The sequence below is a fragment of the Colwellia sp. M166 genome, assembly GCF_024585285.1.
Lineage (GTDB): Bacteria > Pseudomonadota > Gammaproteobacteria > Enterobacterales > Alteromonadaceae > Cognaticolwellia.
Genome location: NZ_CP040755.1, coordinates 4,694,675 through 4,714,762, shown reverse-complemented (window position 1 = coordinate 4,714,762; position 20,088 = coordinate 4,694,675). Strand labels below are relative to the sequence as shown.

Annotated in this window: 13 protein-coding genes; 7 read left to right on the top strand and 6 right to left on the bottom strand. The window is 38.7% G+C overall.

The features are described from left to right. Positions 1 to 19 precede the first annotated feature (19 nt). Positions 20 to 490 carry a Cys-tRNA(Pro) deacylase gene (ybaK, locus tag FGD67_RS21160; protein WP_257172991.1) on the top strand — a complete coding sequence of 157 codons (471 nt, stop codon included), beginning with the start codon at positions 20 to 22 and terminating at the stop codon, positions 488 to 490. Between the two features lie 670 nt (positions 491 to 1,160). Next, positions 1,161 to 1,568 (top strand): hypothetical protein, encoded by a 408-nt coding sequence (locus FGD67_RS21155; RefSeq protein WP_257172990.1) that lies wholly within the window; start codon positions 1,161 to 1,163, stop codon positions 1,566 to 1,568. A gap of 109 nt (positions 1,569 to 1,677) precedes the next feature. Here the strand turns inward: FGD67_RS21155 and fdhF are convergent, their stop codons facing one another. From fdhF to FGD67_RS21140, 3 genes are read right to left on the bottom strand one after another with little or no spacing between them, the layout of a single operon-like run. Continuing rightward, positions 1,678 to 4,422, bottom strand: a complete 2,745-nt coding sequence (gene fdhF / locus FGD67_RS21150) for a formate dehydrogenase subunit alpha (protein WP_257172989.1) — start codon at positions 4,420 to 4,422, stop codon at positions 1,678 to 1,680. Beyond that, on the bottom strand, positions 4,415 to 6,082 hold the full coding sequence (locus tag FGD67_RS21145; RefSeq protein WP_257172988.1) for an NADH-ubiquinone oxidoreductase-F iron-sulfur binding region domain-containing protein: 1,668 nt from the start codon (positions 6,080 to 6,082) through the stop codon (positions 4,415 to 4,417). Before FGD67_RS21145 ends, fdhF begins: the two co-directional genes overlap by 8 nt. Continuing rightward, on the bottom strand, positions 6,067 to 6,993 hold the full coding sequence (locus FGD67_RS21140; RefSeq protein ID WP_257172987.1) for a formate dehydrogenase accessory sulfurtransferase FdhD: 927 nt from the start codon (positions 6,991 to 6,993) through the stop codon (positions 6,067 to 6,069). The genes FGD67_RS21145 and FGD67_RS21140 overlap by 16 nt, the downstream gene beginning before the upstream one ends. A 217-nt stretch (positions 6,994 to 7,210) precedes the next feature. Here FGD67_RS21140 and FGD67_RS21135 point away from each other — a divergent pair, with 217 nt between their 5' ends. Further along, entirely contained in the window at positions 7,211 to 8,875 is a 1,665-nt protein-coding gene (locus FGD67_RS21135) for a formate--tetrahydrofolate ligase (RefSeq protein WP_257172986.1), read from the top strand. A gap of 76 nt (positions 8,876 to 8,951) precedes the next feature. Here FGD67_RS21135 and FGD67_RS21130 read toward each other — a convergent pair whose 3' ends face one another. Then, positions 8,952 to 10,655 carry a diguanylate cyclase gene (locus FGD67_RS21130; RefSeq protein ID WP_257172985.1) on the bottom strand — a complete coding sequence of 568 codons (1,704 nt, stop codon included), beginning with the start codon at positions 10,653 to 10,655 and terminating at the stop codon, positions 8,952 to 8,954. A 63-nt stretch (positions 10,656 to 10,718) separates the two neighbouring features. Then, positions 10,719 to 12,056, bottom strand: a complete 1,338-nt coding sequence (locus FGD67_RS21125) for an EAL domain-containing protein (protein ID WP_257172984.1) — start codon at positions 12,054 to 12,056, stop codon at positions 10,719 to 10,721. Between the two features lie 283 nt (positions 12,057 to 12,339). On the opposite strand from FGD67_RS21125, the gene FGD67_RS21120 reads away from it, so the two are divergent. The 3 genes from FGD67_RS21120 to FGD67_RS21110 all read left to right on the top strand — a co-directional run bounded on the left by FGD67_RS21120 (position 12,340) and on the right by FGD67_RS21110 (position 17,593). Beyond that, entirely contained in the window at positions 12,340 to 14,829 is a 2,490-nt protein-coding gene (locus FGD67_RS21120) for a nitrate- and nitrite sensing domain-containing protein (protein ID WP_257172983.1), read from the top strand. After that, positions 14,820 to 15,440 (top strand): response regulator transcription factor, encoded by a 621-nt coding sequence (locus FGD67_RS21115; RefSeq protein WP_257172982.1) that lies wholly within the window; start codon positions 14,820 to 14,822, stop codon positions 15,438 to 15,440. The genes FGD67_RS21120 and FGD67_RS21115 overlap by 10 nt, the downstream gene beginning before the upstream one ends. A 137-nt stretch (positions 15,441 to 15,577) precedes the next feature. Further along, positions 15,578 to 17,593, top strand: coding sequence for a methyl-accepting chemotaxis protein (locus FGD67_RS21110; RefSeq protein WP_257172981.1), 2,016 nt, complete (start codon positions 15,578 to 15,580; stop codon positions 17,591 to 17,593). Positions 17,594 to 17,692: 99 nt separating this feature from the next. On the opposite strand, the gene FGD67_RS21105 is transcribed toward FGD67_RS21110, so the two are convergent. Continuing rightward, positions 17,693 to 18,316 (bottom strand): PolC-type DNA polymerase III, encoded by a 624-nt coding sequence (locus FGD67_RS21105; protein WP_257172980.1) that lies wholly within the window; start codon positions 18,314 to 18,316, stop codon positions 17,693 to 17,695. A gap of 479 nt (positions 18,317 to 18,795) precedes the next feature. Between FGD67_RS21105 and FGD67_RS21100 the strand changes: the two genes are divergently transcribed. Continuing rightward, a complete protein-coding gene (locus FGD67_RS21100; RefSeq protein ID WP_257172979.1) occupies positions 18,796 to 20,034 on the top strand; it encodes an efflux RND transporter periplasmic adaptor subunit in 1,239 nt (412 codons plus the stop codon). Positions 20,035 to 20,088: the final 54 nt, after the last annotated feature.

Here is a 20,088-nt window from a genome sequence, read left to right as displayed (position 1 = left end):
TGCTAGTTAGGAAAGCAATATGACACCAGCAGTTAAGCAACTAAAAAAATTGTCACTACCTTATAGCTTACATCAGTATCAACATGATACTGATTGTAAATCTTTCGGCTTAGAGGCAGTTGAAAAACTACAAGTCAGTCCCGAGACCGTTTTTAAAACACTGGTGGTTGAGGTCGATAGCCGTTATTTAGCCGTTGCTATTATTCCAGTAGCAGAAAAGCTCAGTTTAAAAAAGCTAGCAAAAACCCTGAAAGCTAAAAAAATAAAAATGGCTGAGGCAAACAAGGTAGAAAACTCAACCGGCTATGTACTGGGTGGTGTTAGTCCTTTAGGACAAAAAAAACGCTTAGTGACTGTACTCGATCAAAGCGCCGAGTCATTAGCCGCGCTATTCATTAGTGGCGGAAAACGCGGCCTAGAAATTGAATTGTCTCCGCAAAGCCTTATAATATCGCTACAAGCTAGCTACGCTAATATCACTAACGAATAATGCTAGCTAAAAATTAAGTGAGTTAACTATAAAAGCCTTTATACCAATAAGTGTTATCATTTTCACCCTGGCGTTAATCTCATCAACCCACAGTATGGAAAAACCAACATTCAAGGTAGTTGTCGGGCTTTCTAAAGCACCTTTTGTCATTAAATAAAACTAGTGGGCTTCGAATTAGAGCTCTATCAACATGTGTTATACTAATTCTATTAAATTTATTCCCACCTCAGAGCTGCATTAGTGAGCCTAGAAGGCTTGTATGCTGCGTTATTGATTTAATCAAAGCCTTGCCTAGATGGATGTACTTAGGTTCAGCCTGGAACTGTGAAACTGTACCTCTAAACCTTTTAAATTTCACTGAGTGGGAAGAAACTTAGTAAAATTGGTATAAGTATAAATTGAGCCTTGATTATCAACTCCTTACTGAAAAATATAACTTCTAGTATTTAGCTTTAATATAACAAGCAGATAAAAGCTCACCTTGTGTTAGATACAAAACTGCAACAATTCTTTCATCTATTCACTTGCTGTTATAGCTTAATTAGCCCGATAATTGGATAAAGTAGACATAATCACCTATTTTTATAAATACATCAGTAAGAAGGCTGTGAGTTTAAAGCCATTGTTTTCATCATTCATAAAGTAAAAACTTATAGGAGCAAACAAAGGTATGAAGTTGAATACTAGCTTTGGCCAAATTAACTTTCTTGATGCAAATATTGCTGAAGTTATCATTAATGAAAATATAGAAATAACTTTAGAGATAGTTGATGAATATGACGCTTTAATGGCACAACATTTTTCAGGAAGTTATGCCGTTCTTGTTAATAGAATCAATAGTTACCGCTTTGCCTATGAAGCACTTCTTTGTATTGGCTCAGAGCAAAACTTAAAAGCTCTCGCTATCATTAACTACAATAAAGCCAGTGAACAACAAACAAGAGATTTGAAATCTGTGCGCCATATGGATAATTTAAATATTAAAGAATTTTCCGGATTAGAGCTGGGGCGTGAAAATGCCATTCATTGGCTTAATGAGCAATTAACCTACCTAAATAAAAGCGAAACTATCGAGTAGCCCTCTCGTTAACGGATTTATCAAGTAGAGTAAAAGTCGATTAAATAATTAATCTCTCCAGCGATACTTAGAGCATGTAAGTTAACAGCATAGCTGTTTAATAACAAAACTAAACAGCTTCAATGTCAACCGCAACTACTTTATATTCAGGACACTTGGTATGCTTGTCAGTCACATCGCCGGTTACACGATTGATCATCAGCTCTGGGAAGTGGAAGGTAGTAAACAATATTCCTTTATTAACCTTGTCACTTACTTGCGCTTTTAACACGATCTCTCCACGCGCAGAAAACAACCGCACCGCGCTATTATGATTTATATTTTTTTTCGCCGCGTCAAGACTATTGATTAATAGCACATCTTCACTCATCAGTGCGTTATTGCCCGTGCGTCGCGTCATCGTGCCGCAATTATAGTGCTCTAAATTTCTGCTAGTGGTAAGAATATACGGGAAGGCTTGAGCATTTTTTTCTATTTCCCGACTTTCTTCAAAGGGATAAAAATGAAAGCGCCCTAAACCGCGCTTAAAGGAGTCTATATGTAATATTTTTGTCTCATCTCCCCCTATAGTAACTGGCCACTGCAGACCATTTTTGCCTAAATTTTCCCACGTAATGCCAGCAAAAAATGGCACCACTTGCGCTATTTCTTTTAAAATCACATCTGCCTGATAATTAGCTTGCGGATAACCTAAGGCATTCATCATCTCAACAATAATTTGACCATCGGTTTTACATCCCGCTTTCGGGGTAACAACCGCATTAACTTTTTGAACTCTGCGCTCACCATTGGTAAAAGTGCCACTTTTCTCCAAAAATGAGCTACCTGGTAAAACAACATCGGCCATTTTAGCGGTTTCAGATAAGAAAATTTCTTGTACTACCAACAAATCCAACTTTGCTAAACTCGCTACAACATGTTGTTGATTAGGGTCGGTCTGCACAACATCTTCACCCAAAATCCATAGAGCTTTCAAATCACCGGCTAGTGCCGCATTAAACATCTCTGGAATTTTATAACCAATGTCTTTTGGCATCTCTGCTTGATAATGTGCTTGATAATACTGATCATTCTCGTCAATATCGACGGGGAGATAACCGGCACCTTGATGCGGTTGGCACCCCATATCCGCCGCTCCTTGAACATTATTTTGTCCGCGTAGCGGATTCATACCAACACCAGCGCGACCAATATTACCGGTTAGCATGGTCAGATCGGCAATACACATAATAGCCCGACTACCTTGAGAATGTTCCGTCACGCCTAGGCCGTGAAAACTCATGGCATTAGTTGCCTTTGCATAGGCAATCGCAGCATCGCGCACTAAAGCACTATCAACACCCGCAACCGCGGCTAACGCTTCAATATTTAACGCCATAATGGCATCATGATAGGCTTGATATTCTTCAGTACGACTATCGACAAATGCCGTATCCACTAAGCCCGCTTCAATAATAAAATATGCCATCATATTCAGCACCGCGACATTAGTCCCTGGGCGCAATTGAATATGCCACTGCGCATAACGAGCAAGTTCCGTTTCTACTGGATCAATTACAATTAGCGGTGTGCCTTTCATTACCTTTTGTTTAATTTTTGCGCCTGTAACAGGATGCGCTGCCGTCGGATTAGCACCAATGAGCATAATAAATTCGGTGTGCTTTAAATCATCAATCGAGTTGGTTGCAGCGCCAGTGCCAAAGCTTTTCTGCATGCCATAAGCCGTGGGCGAGTGACATACCCGTGCACAACAATCTATATTGTTGGTGCCAAGTACCACACGGATCATTTTTTGTAGTAAATAGTTTTCTTCATTGGTACAGCGCGCTGAAGAGATACCAGCAATTGCGTGACCACCATGGCGGTCTTTAATACGCAATAAACGTTCAGCGAGATAGTCAAAAGCATATTGCCAAGATACAGGCCTCAGCTCGCCGTCAATTCTCACGAGTGGCGAGCTTAAACGATCGGGATGATTGTAAAAACGCCAAGCGTAACGGCCTTTTAAACAAGTATGACCGGCATTGACAGCAGCATCATTCGGCGCTTCAATCGATAATATTTCATTATTTTTAACTGAAACTTCTAAATTACAACCCACGCCACAATAGGAACAGATAGTACGAATTTTCTCTGCATCAGGTCTGCGATTAGCACGAAATACATCAGTAATAGCACCGGTTGGGCAGGTTTGCGCACACGCGCCACACGAGACACAATCAGAGTCATCAAAGCTGACATCTTGGCCTTTAATAATTCGACTAGCAAAGCCTCGCCCCTGCGCTGACAATACTTGCTCGCCCTGAATTTCATCACACGCTCGCACGCAGCGATTACAATCAATGCATAACGACAAATCCATACGCATATAAGGATGGCCACTGTCTTTACTTACCTCTGGTAAGCTGTCTCGGCTTTGTTTACCACGGCTTTGTTGATTGCCAAAACGTATTTCTCTCACGCCTGTGGCATGAGCAACATCTTGTAATTCACAATAATTATTTGATGGGCAAGTTTCACAGTTTTCAGGGTGATCGCTAAGCACTAATTCGACTATATTTTTACGCAGTTTTTCAACTCGCGCAGAGTTAGTAAAAATGTGCATACCATCAGCTAACGGCGTATGACACGAAGCCATAACTTTTTTGGGTCCGTCAGCAGACAAAGCCACATCAACCGAGCACACGCGACAACTGCCATAAGCATCAAGTCGGCTGTCATCACATAAAGTCGGTATTTCATGTTGCTTACTTTGCTCAAGCCGGCGACTAAACGCTAATACCGACTCTCCATTCACTATTTCGTAGCCAACACCATTTAAAAACGCGACTTTTTTCGTTATAACATTAGCCATTAGCTTGCTCCAATGTCGTGTTAGTTTGTTTGATATAAGGGCGAATTTCATCGGCAAAATATTGCAATATGTTTTCGATGGGTAAAGGTACACCGCCACCCAAGGCACATAAAGAGCCCAATTGCATAGTCTCTAATAAATCATCAAGTAATTGACGGTTAAGCAATTGCTTGCCTGATATTGCCGCTTGTATCATTTCTTGGCCTCGCACTGAGCCCAACTTACACGGATAACATTTACCGCACGACTCTGCTGCGGTAAATTCAAATAAATGTTCAATATAATCAATCATTGCCAGTGACGCTGGTAAGCCAATAACACTGGCATGACCAAGCAAAAAGCCATTTTCGGCAAAAGATTCATAATCTAACGTCAGTTTTTCAAGCGCCGATAGCGGTACAACCCCGCCTAATGGGCCGCCAATATGCAAAGCTTTTAAGGGTTTAGCAAAGCCTCCGGCCATTTCAATCAGTGCCGTTAATTCCATCCCCATCACCACTTCATAAATACCCGGTTTATTGAAACTGCCATCTAATGACACCAATTTACTACCGGTTGATTTGCCATTACCTAAAGCAAAGAAAGACTCTGCACCAACACTGAAAATAAAATTAATCGCGGCAAAGGTTTCAACATTATTTAAAATGGTTGGACAGCCAAACAAGCCGCTTTCAGTGGGAAAAGGTGGTCGCACTGACACTAAAGGTCGCTGCCCTTCAATCGAGCGCAGCAATGCGGTTTCCTCACCACAAATATAGGCCCCGGCGCCGCGTATGATCTTGAAATCAAAGCTAAACGCTAAATTATCAAGTAAACCTAAGGCTTGAAATTCAATAATGGCTTTTTCTGTCGCTCTAATGGCTTGTGGGTATTCGTCGCGAATATAAAGCACGCCTGTTTCAGCACCGGCTAAATAACCTGCCATCAGCATGCCAAACAACACGGAATGTGGTCGTTGCTCTAATAAATAGCGATCGCTAAACGCGCCGGCATCGCCTTCATCAGCATTGCAAACAATGTACTTTTCTTCACCTTTGGCATCGCGACATGAACGCCATTTAAAGCCGGTTGGAAACCCTGCTCCGCCTCGGCCACGCAAGCCTGAATCGGTAAGTTGTTGTAATAATTCATCGCGAGAAAACTTACCAGTAACCTCAGTAAATACTTGATAATATTGCCCAACGTGCTCTATTTCAGCGGTCAATACTGCCGGTTTTAAGTTGGTTTCAACATGATAGCTTTCAGCTGAATCGATAACACTAAATTCAATGATCTCGGCTAAGCGGGCAATATCTTGACCGGAATAATTTTCTTTATTAATTTGAAAAGCACTATTTTGTGCGCAACGACCTAAACAGGTAACGTAACCAATGTCGTCGGCACTAAAATGTTCTAGTAATTGCGCCGTCACCTGCGGTTGGCTTGCGGCGCATAAACACGATGAACCATTACAAACATAGGCTTTTTTATTGGCGTTATCACCCTCAATAAAATCGTAAAAACTGGCCGTACCATGAATAATAGCTTCACCAATAAGCAGTTCTTTTGCTAAAGCTTTGCGTTGTGCTTTTGACTTGGCATCATCACCGACAACTAAAGTTTGAAATAAGGTATTATCAAGGCCTTGGCGTTTTGCTAAAGCGGTTAAGTTTTTTGACATACTTCCTCCAATGGCATCAATCGCCAATCACCATAATATAAATTAAAGCCGGTTTTATTGGTAAAACCAATTAAAGTTAAATCAAAACGTTTAGCGGCTAATATCGCCAACTCAGAAGGCGCACCAACAGCTATTAATACCGCAATACCGGCCATAATGGTTTTTTGTACTATTTCAAAACTTATACGCCCACTGACCAAAACACAGTATTGAGAATGGCGGATATCTCGTATACCTAAACTAGCACCAAATAACTTATCTAGCGCATTATGGCGGCCAATATCTTCTTTTATGTCGACTAACTGACCTTGCTGATCAAATAAAGCAGCAGCGTGTGACCCCCCAGTTTCAGTAAACTGAGATTGCACTTTACGCATCATATTGGGCATTGCACAAACAGTTGTAAAACCTAGCCAGTGCGGCTCATTATTTAATGCTGGTGGGTTTTTCATATCTAACGATTTTAATGAGGTAGTACCGCATAAACCACAGCTACTGTAAGTCACTTGAAAGCGCTCAAGTGACTTTATGTCCGGTACCACACCGGCAATCAGTTTAACGGCCCATTGATTTTCACCCCCATTATCACTTAATAGCTTAGCGTTATGTGCATCAGTTTCGGGTTTAACACTTTCAAGTTGATGATAATGTTCAATAATCCCTTCTGACTGCATTAAGCCGACAATCAATGCTTGATCATCGCCGGGTGTGCGCATCGTAATGGAAAATACTCGGCTAAAACTTGTGACACTATTTGGCTCTTGCCACAACAGACGTATTTGTAAGGGCTGCTCAATAAGGACGTGATCAAACTGCAACACTCGCCCGTTGGCACTATATTTAAATTTCGCCAATTTGCTTGTTGCTGGGCTCACCACTTCAAGCGCTGATATAAATGTTTTGATATTCATGATTAGCACTAAATAAAAACCTTAATTTAATACTACCTTGTAAACTTTAGCGTGAAAAGTAGACGCTACTAATCTTCGACTTGCTAAAACAAGAAAACGTATAGCTTTTGTTGCAAATCAACAACAGCTGAGTAAATTAAGTATAGATTAACCTTATTCGCTCGAACGCTACGCCAAGCGCTTAAGCCAAATCACTCACAATAAATCAGGAATGCACATGGCCACCGATGTCGAAATTGCACAACAGTTCACGCCAAAACCCATCACTGAAGTTACTAAAATGCTTAATATTTCAGCTGATGATGTTAATCCTTACGGCCGAGATATTGCAAAAATAGCACTTAAAGCACTCAGTAAGCCACAAACGAGAAAAGGCCGGCTTATTTTAGTTTCAGCCACAACACCAACCCCCTCGGGTGAAGGAAAAACCACCACGACAATAGGTTTAGGTCAGGCATTTACACAATTAAATGAATCTGTCTGCTTGGCACTCCGAGAGCCTTCTTTGGGGCCCTGCTTAGGCATGAAAGGTGGTGCAACAGGCGGTGGTTATAGCCAAATAATGCCCGCTGATCGAATAAACTTGCACTTTACTGGCGATTTTCACGCTATCACTAGCGCAAATAACTTACTCTCTGCGGCCATCGATAATCATATTTACCAAGGCAACGATTTGTCGATTGATCCGCGGCAAATTGTTTGGCGTCGTGTAATGGACATGAATGATCGTAGCTTGCGGAAAATCGTGCTCGGTTTAGGCGGAAAAATGCAAGGTATCCCCAGAGAAGGTGGCTTTGACATTACCGCTGCTTCAGAAGTGATGGCCATGCTTTGCTTAGCTTGTGATGCAAAAGATTTAAAACAACGTTTAGATCGAACATTAATTGGCTATACCTACGATGGAGAGCCAATTGTAGCAAAGCAATTAAAAATTACTGGTGCCATGATGGCATTATTGCGCGATGCCTTAGAGCCAAATTTAGTGCAAAGCTTTGAGGGTACTCCAGCCTTTGTTCATGGTGGGCCCTTTGCCAACATAGCTCATGGCTGTAACAGCATCATCGCGACAAAAATGGCCATGCATCATGCTGATTGGGCAATTACCGAAGCCGGATTTGGTTTTGATTTAGGCGCCGAAAAATTTTTTGATATTAAATGTCGTATCGCAGATATTGATCCTGATGTTGTGGTGTTAGTAACCACAGTACGCGCCTTAAAAATGCATGGTGGTAATCATCAAGACAATTTAGTTGCCCAAGATCTCGAGGCGGTAAGAAGGGGCTTAGCAAACTTAGACAAACATATCGAAAGTGTGGCACTTTTTAATAAACATGCAGTGGTAGCATTGAATCGATTTACTACCGACACCGACGCCGAAATTAACTTAATTCGCCAACGTTGCATTGAATTAGGTGTATCATTTGCTGAAACTCGGCACCACGCAGAGGGTGGTAAAGGCGCAATTGAGTTAGCTAAAGTTGTAATGGCCGCGGTCGATAAAAGTAAAGCTTTTATTCCGCTTTATCAATTAGAAGAATCCGTACTAGAAAAGGTCAGAGTGGTTAGCCGAGCAATGTACGGTGCTGACGATGTTGCTTTCTCAAAACAAGCAGCAAAAGATCTAAAAAATGTTGAGCAACTCGGCTTAACACATTTACCCATTTGCATTGCAAAAGCACCGAGTTCACTCTCCGATGATCCGTTACTTCATGGCCGACCACGGGATTTTGAAGTCACGGTAAGTTCAATTCAAATTAATGCTGGTGCCGGCTTTCTAGTCATTTTAACGGGTAATATTATGCGCATGCCTGGCCTACCTAAACACCCCTCAGCCAATAATATAGAGCTACTCGACAACGGAGTTATTACTGGCCTTGAATAATCTCTGCTATAACAAATAATCTTCTATCTATCCTGAGTCAATAGCTTTGCTGGGCTGTTGACTAGATTAAGTTAACTTAGGCAACGCTTTCCTTTTTATGGCAAAGCGATAAATCTAATGAAACTTGATTACGACCATTACCTTTTGATTGATAGAGTGCTTGATCAGCCCTTTTAATTATTTCCATAATTTTATTTTCTGACTCATGTTGCACTGCAATGCCGATGCTAACAGTAATATCAAACTGCTTACCTTCATAATTAATTTTATGTTCCGATACTTTTTGACAAATTTTATCAGCAACAAACTTGGCATTATCGACAGTTGCATTTGGCATAATGACAGCGAACTCCTCACCACCATATCTGGCGATGATATCAACGCTTCGAAGATTTTCTATTAACAGCGCAGCGACCTCAGTGATAACAAAATCACCACAAGGATGGCCATGGGTATCATTAACTTGTTTAAAATGATCAATATCAATCATTAATAACCCTAACATCATGCCACTTCGGTTTGCTTCTAACATCCGAGTTTCACCATATTCGATCAGATGGCGATGATTAAATAGTCCAGTTAAATGGTCACGAACAGATAGCTCAAGCAATTGCTGATTTTTATCATCAGAGGCTGCTTTTATTTTTTTTAATTCTCTCGCCATATTATTAAATTTATCAATCAAGCTTCCCAGTTCATCTCGCTGATTTATGTCCGTTATGCCAACATCAAACTCGCCAGAAGCAACAACATCTAAACTGTTTATAACTGTTTTTAGCGGCTTAACAATAAAGTAAGCTAAAAGTAAAGATAGTATAATGATCACCACTACTGTGCAGGTAAGAAGTAGATAAAATTGATATTTCAAGGTGTTAATTAACTGAAATGCTTGTTCAATCTCCTGCTCCGCTAATAAAATAAATTTCAAACCATCTATTTCAGTAATTATAGCAACACCTAAAACGGCAATACCTCGATGATTTCTCCAAACACCTTTACTTTCTCGCTTAAAATTACGTACCTGGTTAATTGGGTAGGTCTCAAAATAAAAAGGCTGATGTGCTTCAATTAACGTGTTTTCCGATGTGGTAATGCCTTTACCTTCGAGCGTAAGCATATATATTGACTCACTAGCAGAAAGTATTCGATGCTCAGCTTTAGCTCCAAGGTTAAATAGCAGTTGACCAGAAAGTAGGGCTTGGATTTTGTTCATACGGTAATGATTAACTAAAACACCAAGTGGTAATTGTGCTCTGTCATTACTGAGAATAGGTGCTGCTACAATCCCGATAGGTTGTAAAGCATTATGCTGATTAAGTTCAGCAACATAGCTGTGAGCCAGTCCTCTTTGAAAATAAAGTTGCTCTGATATATCATGCCCGATCCGACTGTCTAAACTAGATGCAATGACCAAGCCATGCTTATTAACAACATCAATAAACATTAAATCACTTTGTATCGGCAGTTTATTTTTTCGTAAATGATAATTTAACTCATCTGCTGAGTGGGATTTTTTCGAAATTGCCCTTAATTCATTCTTAATGAAGCCATCTGAGGCAAAATCCGTAGTATTAGTTTTTAATGTTTCCATAAGAAGGTGGATTTCTCCAACTTTATATTCTGCCCCCATACTTAACTGTGCTAGCGTACTTTCCTTTAAGGCCCCTTCACTGGTCATAAAAAATAACTTACTTAACAGTAACAAAGGTAAAATAGCAACAACAACTAATGCGGTGGTTAATTTAACCCTAAGTGAGAGGTTTCTCATTCGTGCCATCATTAATAATTTACTCCATACTTACTATTTGGCAATATCCATTTTGCAAGACACTATAGTTATACTTTACATGCCTTGAGGTATGAGTTTGGATAACGAATCATCGGTCTTATTAAAATAAGTACTCGTGCAGAAAAGCTGTTTTTTCAATGATGATGGCTTAGCGTAAAAATATCCTTGTACTAAAATATTGGCAATATTCATGTCTTTTATCCATTGATGCTGACAAGCATTTTCGATACCTTCAACCACGATGACAACAGCTAATTTGTGGCATAATTGTAGTAAAGCACTTAATGTTTCTTGTGTTCTCTGACTAGTTTCAAGATCAGAAACTAAACTACGATCAACTTTTATGATGTCAACATCTAAGCTATTAATATAATTAAGTGTTGAGTAGCCGGCACCAAAATCATCAATGGCAATTTTAATCCCTTGCTGTTTTATCCACTTAAAATGGTTAACCACTTTATCAGCAGAAATTGGGCATGAGTCTATTTCTGTTGCTTCAAAAACAAATCGAGACTTATCTATGCCATAGTGCTCAAAACAGTCAAGTACCGACTGTATTAAGGTGATATTAATAATTTGTGGCATATTAAAGTTTAAAGTAAAAGTAACATTTCGATAGCGCTCATCATGGTCACGTAAAAATAGCATTAATTGCTTAGCGACATAAAAACCGACTTGAGGCAAATAATCATTTTTACTCGCCAGCTCAATTATTTTTAACGGGTTAACCGCCCCATATTCAGCATGTTGCCAACGCAACAAAATTTCGACCATTGCCACTTTGCCAGTATCAAGGTTAAATATTGGCTGGCCTGCCAAATGTAATAAATTATTCTCTATGGCTTTTTCAAGCTCAATAAACATGCCTCGGTCGGTATGACTATATGCATCTAAGTGATGATTAAAACATTGCCAATTCAGCGGCTCTGATTTTGCTAATTTAAGTGCAATATCCGCTCGTCGTAAAACTTCCTTATGACTTTTGAGCTGCGCAATCAGATCAACTAAGCCCAGTGTTAACTGAACATCAATAAGTTCATCGCCATAAGAGATCGGTCTTGCAAGCAGTGTAAAAAAGTCATTTACCTCACTCATGCTTAGGTGTGTAAAAATAATGCCAAATTCTTCCGACTTTAAACGATAAATACTCGCGTCTTCTTTCAATAGGTCAACCAAGCGCTTTAGCAATATTGATAAAACATACTCTGCCGCTTCGCGACCAAATCTACTAAAAATTTCACCATGTTTATTAACTTTTAAAATAGCAAAAGAGAGTAAAAAGTCGGGAGCTATTTCTTGCTCAAGGCTAAAATGCTTATCAAGCTCCTTAATTAAATCGCCCCGATTTCCTATTTGGTATAAATGATTAAAGTTGCTTTGTAGTGCCTGCATTACTTCTTCTCCATTTTAATAGCTTTTATTGTCGAGTCACCGCATTACCCATAAAGTCAAAAAGCAATAATATCCAGAATTTCCCTTCATTTTACTATAGAGATAATGCACTTAAAAAATAGAGTAAAAGTTAAATCGGGAAATACTCCCGAGAACATATTTGTATAACTTGATCTACATTAAAGTCGTTGATAGACAGGTGTTTTATCTTAGTGAAATGGATAAAGTATAAACGCTGATATTTTATTTTAATTGTACTTCACTAACCGTTAGTGCAGGCATTATGAAAAGAAAAATTATGCTATCTTATTTACCGGCTATTCAAGTTGACAAGCAGTCTTCCTCACCGCAGTTTCGTCATAAAATAAAGTTATCATTACTCTTTATCGTGCCTTTATTAATCTCCATTAATGCGGCTTTATTTCAAATAGATAAATTAACCACTCGCGCCTCACAACTGACTAACTTAGAACAATTAACTAACTTAACGCTTAAAATCAGCCATCTACTTCATGAGCTACAAAAAGAGCGTGGTTACGCTGGCGTTTATCTTGCCACTAATGGTAGTAAATTCACCACAGAACTTGCAAAACAACGACAGCTCGTCACAGTAAGTAAGCGCCATATTTATAAACTACTTGCCGCAAATAATTTTACCGTTAGCAGCAAATTCAACACACGATTAGCAAGCTTTAATCACTCTTTCACTGAATTTGGGCAAATTCGTCTTCAAGTTGACAACTTCACGATCGATGAAGTTAATGCGATCAAATTATATAGTCAGTTAAATCAAAAGCTGATTGACCTACTCGCCACTATTGTTCAATCGACTGTCGATAGCGAACTGACTCAAGCATTTGCCGCTTATATGCTATTTATTAAAGGTAAAGAAAAAGTTGCGATTGAAAGAGTAACCTTTAGTGTTATTTTTGCTAGGGGTGAACTTTTAGATAATGAATACAATGAACTCGTTAAACTAGAATTAGAACAAAATATATTTTTTCATGAGTTTTCAGAGCTTGCAAGTCATGCTCTACAGCGCTCGTTCTCGGCGCTTGTCAATGAGCAAGCATTTGAGCTTGTTCAACAAATAAAAACTCAGGTGTTAATCAATCACCACATTAAAACAAATGTTAATGACTGGTTTAAGGCAATCACCAACAAGCTTGATAAGCTAGAATTGCTCGGAGAGAAAATATCGTTAGAGCTGATTTCAAATGCCAATCGATTAAAGCAAAATAGCCAGCAAGAGCGGCTCTATTGGCTAGCAGCATTAGTCATTTTTTTTATTGTCATTTCTAGCGCGGGTTTTTGGTTAATTATCAATATACATCGCAGCGCGCTTAATAAAATAAAAGAGTATCAAGGTTTATTTTCTAAAAACTTAGCTGCAATGGTGGTAATAGATGTCAAGTCACAAAACATCCGTTATGGCAATCAGAGCTTCTCTGAGCTAGTCGGTTATAACCAACAACAATTATCTAAGCTTAATATTATTGACTTTCATCGCAAAAAAGATATTGAAAAAATAAAGGAAATATTTAACCAATTAGTCTCGGGTCAAACATCAGTTGCTGAAAAAATATTATTTATTCGTAATAAAGGTGAAGTATTTTATGCTGATATATTCGCCTTCCCCATAACAATAGAGAAACAAGCATACCTCGCTGTTCATGTCATAGATATTACCAGTAAATTACGAGCTAAACAGTACATTCAACAATCTGAACAAACCTTAAAAATGATTTTAGACAGCATAGCATCCGCTGTTGTGGTACTTGAAGATAATAAGCAACCACCTGTTTATATGAATAAAAAAGCAATTGAAATCTATCAAAACAAGGATGAAAATCAATCAACTTGGTGTTTATTTAGAGATAACTTTTTCTCTAACATCAATGATGATCTGACAAATAATTCAATCACTAAAAAGAAATATTTTAACAAATCTAAACAACGTTGGTATCAAATCACCAGCACGATGATTGATTGGAGTGACGGACGAACAGTGTGCTTAAAAATGCTGAAAGATATTACCGAGAGCTGCGATGCTGAGCGTCGTAATAAGAACTTACTAACCGAAAACCGTCAGTTATTATGCAGAAATTACCTGATATTAGAACAAGAGCGTAAGCATATTGCTCAAGAATTACATGATGAGCTAGGTCAACTATTAACCGGTATAAAACTTCAAGCTGACTTTATTTGCCGTCAAACAGGTAAGGCCGATGAAACCTTAAGAGTTTCATCACACAGTATTGTCCAAGCCACCAATGCATTAATCGAATCCACTCGAAATATCACTAACAATTTACGGCCCATCATCTTAGATCAATTGGGTCTTGTTGACGCCATAAAAGAGTTAGTACAAAACTGGCGTCAGCTAAATAACAATATTCACTTTGAACTCAATACTGAAAGCATACCTTATGGTTTGAATGACGAAATACAAATAAGTGTCTACAGAATAGTTCAAGAAGGCATCACCAATGCCTGTAAACATGCTGACGCTCGCCATATTGAAATTAGCCTGAAATTTATCACATCATCAGATGAAAAAAAGCATTCTTTATTGCAATTAAAAATCAAAGATGATGGTAAAGGTTTTAACCAAGAGCATGAGCATTCAAATGGCATGGGGATCATTAATATGCGCGAGCGAACTGAAGCACTCAACGGTGTTTTTTGCTTGATTAACAAACAAAAACAAGGGGCTGAAATATTTATTACTATTCCACTTGAGCTCTTAACACAGGAAGAATTATGCCATTAAAAATAGTTATTGCTGATGATCACGCCATAGTACGCAGTGGTCTAACATTATTATTAAACTCTCTAGCCGATTATCAAGTAGTCGCCAGTGTAATAAATGGTGAGCAACTACTACATGAGTGCCAGCGTGAGCTACCTGATCTTATTATCACAGACCTATCCATGCCAGGCATTGGAGGGGTTGAGTTAATACGTCGATTACAGCTTAAATGGCCAAATGTAGATCTTATGGTGTTCAGTATTTATCAGAATCCTTATTTGACTTCACGCTTGATGGCTATGGGAGTAAAAGCCTATATCAGTAAGAATAGTGATACCGATATTATTCTAGCCGGTATTACTGCTATCACTGAAGGTAAAAGCTATTTGAGTCCTGATATAGATTCACATACTAAAGAGACACAACCTTTGTCAAAACTCACAGCCCGAGAACTCGATATATTTTGCTGTATAGCAAAAGGCTTAAGCACGAAACAATCATCCATGAAGCTTTACCTATCAGAAAAAACGGTTGCTAATAATATTTCAATCATTAAAAGAAAATTAAAAATTGCTAGCTCAATTGAAATGGTGCATTTAGCTATGCTTGAGGGCCTCATAAGCCCGAGCTAAAAGCTTAGTTGCTATTTCAAAGCGCGTGCCTAACTACAACATGAAGAGAATTAAGTCATAGCAACTAAAATGACAAAAATTTCAGCAGAGTTAATCTTTCTTCAAAAAATACAATCTCAATCGAAAGGAAATGCATAATGTTCAGAAAAATAAAAATCAGTACAAGGTTAACAGTAGGTTGCTTAATATTATTGCTGATCCTAGCCATGTCATCTATAAGTTCAATATTTCAAATCACCTCTATTACCCAAGATGCTAACAAGGTGGTTGAATTACGAATTCCCAGCACACAAGCAGGTGCCAGTGTACTAAATGGTGTTAATCATGCTCTTGCCGCTTTAAGAGGATGGATGTTACTAGGTAAAGAGGAATTTAAACATGACCGGATGCTCGCATGGGATACAGAAATAACTCCTGCCATAGCGACATTAAATATAATGTCTGCTAATTGGTCAAACCCTGAAAATAAAACGCTATTAACTGACATGCAAACTTTACTCAAAGCGCTTAAACAAGAGCAAAAAAAAATTGAAGATATCGCACAGACAATACAAAACATTCCTTCAATTGAGATACTCTATCAACAAGCAGTACCTCAAGCGTCCATCATGTCTAAAGAAATAACAACATTAATCGATATTGAACTTGCTCTGCCAGCAAGTGCCGAAAGAAAAGCCTTGTTAGGAATGATGGCTGATGTTCGTGGCTCACTTGGCTTAGCACTTGCTAATATTCGTGGTTATTTATTGTCAGGAGAAGAGCATTACCGAGAAAATTTTCAACAACTATGGCAAAAAAATCAACAAAGATTTTCAGCATTAAAACAGCAACAAATATTACTCAATATTGAGCAAAAAAACTCATTCCGCATATTTTCACAGGCCATGACTGTTTTTGCCCCCTTACCGAAAAAAATGCTGGACTCTAGAGCGCAAGATAACTGGAATTTGGCAAATTACTGGTTGGCAACTAAAGCCGCGCCCTTAGGAGATAAAATAAAAGTTATTTTAAGTGCAATGGCTAGCAATCAAAAAGCGCTATTAAAAAGTGATAGCGCTATGCTGCTTGATGGCAGCAACAATGCCATCACTATTGCTTGGCTACTGTTATTTGTCGGCATTATTTTCGCAACGAGTTTAGCCATTATACTTATTAGAAGCATTATCCCCCCACTTAATCTTATTTCAGAAGGCTTAGTAGAAATAAGATCCAATAATGATTTAACTATACGCCTGAGTAATCAAGGTCGTGATGAAATTTCAATAATGGCTGATGCTCTCAATAATGTTTTCGCAACATTTAAAGCCTCCTTACATGACGTTTCAAGTGCAAGTGAGCAAATATCCGTAACTGCAGAAGAAACCTCAATTATCTCAACTCAAATAGCAAACTCTATTGAAAGTCAGGCTGGACAAACTGAGTTAATTGCCACCGCAATAAATGAGATGACCACAACAACAAAAGAAGTCGCGCAAAGTATTACCCATACCTCCATCGCTTCTGATAAAGCTCATGAACATGTCAGTACCGGCACAGAAATCATGCAAAAAACCATATCCACTATCAATACCTTAGCTGAGAAAATATCTGCTACTAATCAAACCGTTAGTGAACTTGAACAAAATAGTCGTGAAATAGCCAATATACTTGAAGTGATAAACTCCATAGCTGATCAAACTAATTTATTGGCATTAAACGCAGCAATTGAAGCGGCTAGAGCAGGCGAACAAGGAAGAGGATTTTCAGTAGTTGCTGATGAAGTACGTGCATTAGCAGCAAGAACACAAGAGTCGACCGGTGAAATCAGTACGATTATAAGTAAATTACAACAAAGTGCTAAAGTAGCTGTAACCTCTATAGTTCAAAGCCAAGCACAAGTTGATGATGTGGTTAACCAAGCGCAATTATCTGGTGAAATACTTAAAACCATTGCTGATATTATAATCAACATAAACGATATGAGCAGCCAAATAGCAACAGCATCAGAGCAGCAAGGTATTGTTGCAGAAGAAATAAATATCAATGTCGTTAATATTCATGATAGAACTCAAGAGAATGTTGCCGCTATATCTCAATCGTCTATATCTGGCCGTGAGTTAGCTGAATTGTCTGTAAAGATGCAAAAATTAGTCTCAAAATTTAAAACAGCTTAACCAGTATACAGCTTATTATTTACTCAAATAACAGTGCAATATCATGCAATTATAAAGTCTGTCATAGAGCTACAATATGGACAAAGTTACTTCGTTTACCTAAGTAACTTTAGTCACATAGCTCGTCAATAACTTAACCACTTGTGCCTTGGGCGTTTTAGCTAAACGTTTGATCAAACTAAATGGAATATTATCCAAGCCATAACGTGCCCGAATATCACTTAGCATAACCAACCATAATTCAGCGGTCATCTCTGCATCAAATAACGCTCGGTGAAAGTCGCCATCAACGGCAATATTTTTATAATGAATTAACGTGCCTAATTTATGGTTAGGCGCATCTAGATAGATACGTCGAGACACTAATAACGAACAGGTAAACTCCCCTAACACCTGACGGCCTATGCGAGCGAATTCAGCAGTAAGAAAGCGAGAATCAAATGAAGCGTTATGTGCTAGTAAGTTGCTATTGCCGATAAAATCAGCAAAGTTTGTCATTACTGCTGCACAAGGCTGAGCAACGGCTAACATGCGATTATTAATGCCAGTATAGTTTTCAATAAAACTATTAATTCTTCGCCCTGGATTCATTAAAGCTTGAAATCTATCAGTAATAACACCATTTTCAAGCTTAACAGCACCTATTTCTATCGCACGATCACCTTGATCGGGCGATAAGCCGGTGGTTTCAAAATCGAGCACAACTATCGAGTCAGCTAACACTAATGCTTCCTTTACGACTACTTAATAAAATATAGTGAAATTATGTCATAATTTTTTCGTTTAAACACCTTGCGCACTATTCAAAGCAACATGATTTATCAAACTTACATGGCGACTAAGATCACGATTTAACTCTGCGGCACTGCAACTAGCTAACGTACTATAGGTATTTGCCATGATGACAAACTTAATGCTATCGGTTGTATCCTTTTTACGCTAACGCTATTTTTTTCAATACCCCCATCAGCTGAAAACAGCAGCACCAACGCGATATATCTGCTCAATTAACTTTCTTACTTAAATAATTCACTAAGGTATTGATTAGCGCTTATTTTCGAACATCCTCATGACAAAAACGAACAGTTCACCGCTTACTTTAAACACGAAAAAACATAAACGCATGATTAATAATACTTAAAAAAACTGGCACAATACTTCCTTTAGTAATAACAAATGGATTATTACAATGTGCCTTGATCATGAAAATAGAATTAACAACTAGAAAAAAATGGAAGAGTTGGCTAGCAATTTCAGTGTTTTTTTTACTCTTAGCTTATGCTACCTATGCAGTCAGTAGTAAGTCAGCAAAATCAGTTTCGGCTGCTAGCTTGAGCTTTATCACCGTGCAACAAGGCGCTCTTGATGTTTACAGTAGTGCCTACGGTGAATTGATCTCTGCTAAAGAGCGCTTATTAACCGCTCCAGCCTTAGGGAAAGTGGCGGAAATATTAGTGCGCCCAGGTACTAAAGTTACCCCTGATACGGTTATTCTGCAGTTATTTAACCCTAAACTTGAACAAGAAGTTAGTGAGTCACGCGGTGAGTTAGCCCAGCAACAAGCACAGCGTGAAGCTTTCAAATACGAGCAACAAAACGCACGCTTAAATTATCAAGGTCGAATCGCCGATATTGACGCTGAAATTGAAAAGGCGCAGCTTGAACTGTCAGTAAATGAAAATTTAATGGGCCTAGGTGTGGCGTCAAAAATCGAATTACAGCGAGCAAAATTAGCGGTCAAGCAACAGTCTAATCGCTTAGCTTTTGAGAAAGAAAAATATAAACAATTCATCGAAATGCAGGGCTATCAGTTAACGCAACGCAATATCACCGTTAGTCGACAACAATCACAAGTGGCTTTACTTGAAAAACAATTAGACGATATGCAGGTTAAGGCTGGCATTACTGGCTCATTGCAAACCTTAGAAGTTGAACTAGGGCAAAGTGTGCAACTTGGAGAATCACTGGCAAAAGTAGGCAGTGATGATGAACTCATTGCGCGCCTTCGTTTACCGCAACAACAAGCCGATCAAATTGACATTAATGCTAAGGTAAATATCGACACGCAAAAAGGTATTATCACCGCACGCATATCTCGTATAGAAAGTGTTGTCACTAATGGCTCGGTATTAGCCGAAGCGGTGCTGGAGGGAAAGTTGACCTCAAATGCTCGCCCTGCTTTAGCTATTTCAGCCCAAGTTTTTGTTAAACATCAAACTGACGCGCTTTATATTCCACAGGTCGCCGGCTTACGTCCGCGTAGTAAGCAAAGCATATTCATTCGAACAAATAGCAACACATTAGCGCAAAAAGACATTAGCTTTGGCGAATTATCGCAAGGCAATTTAATCATCAATCAGGGCTTAACCTTAGGTGACGAAATTGTCAGTTCTGATACCAGTGATTACAACAACTTCAAACTACTATCACTAACAGAGTAAGAATTTAGTCCAAAACATCGAACAAATTATCATTTTAAAAATATAACTAATTAA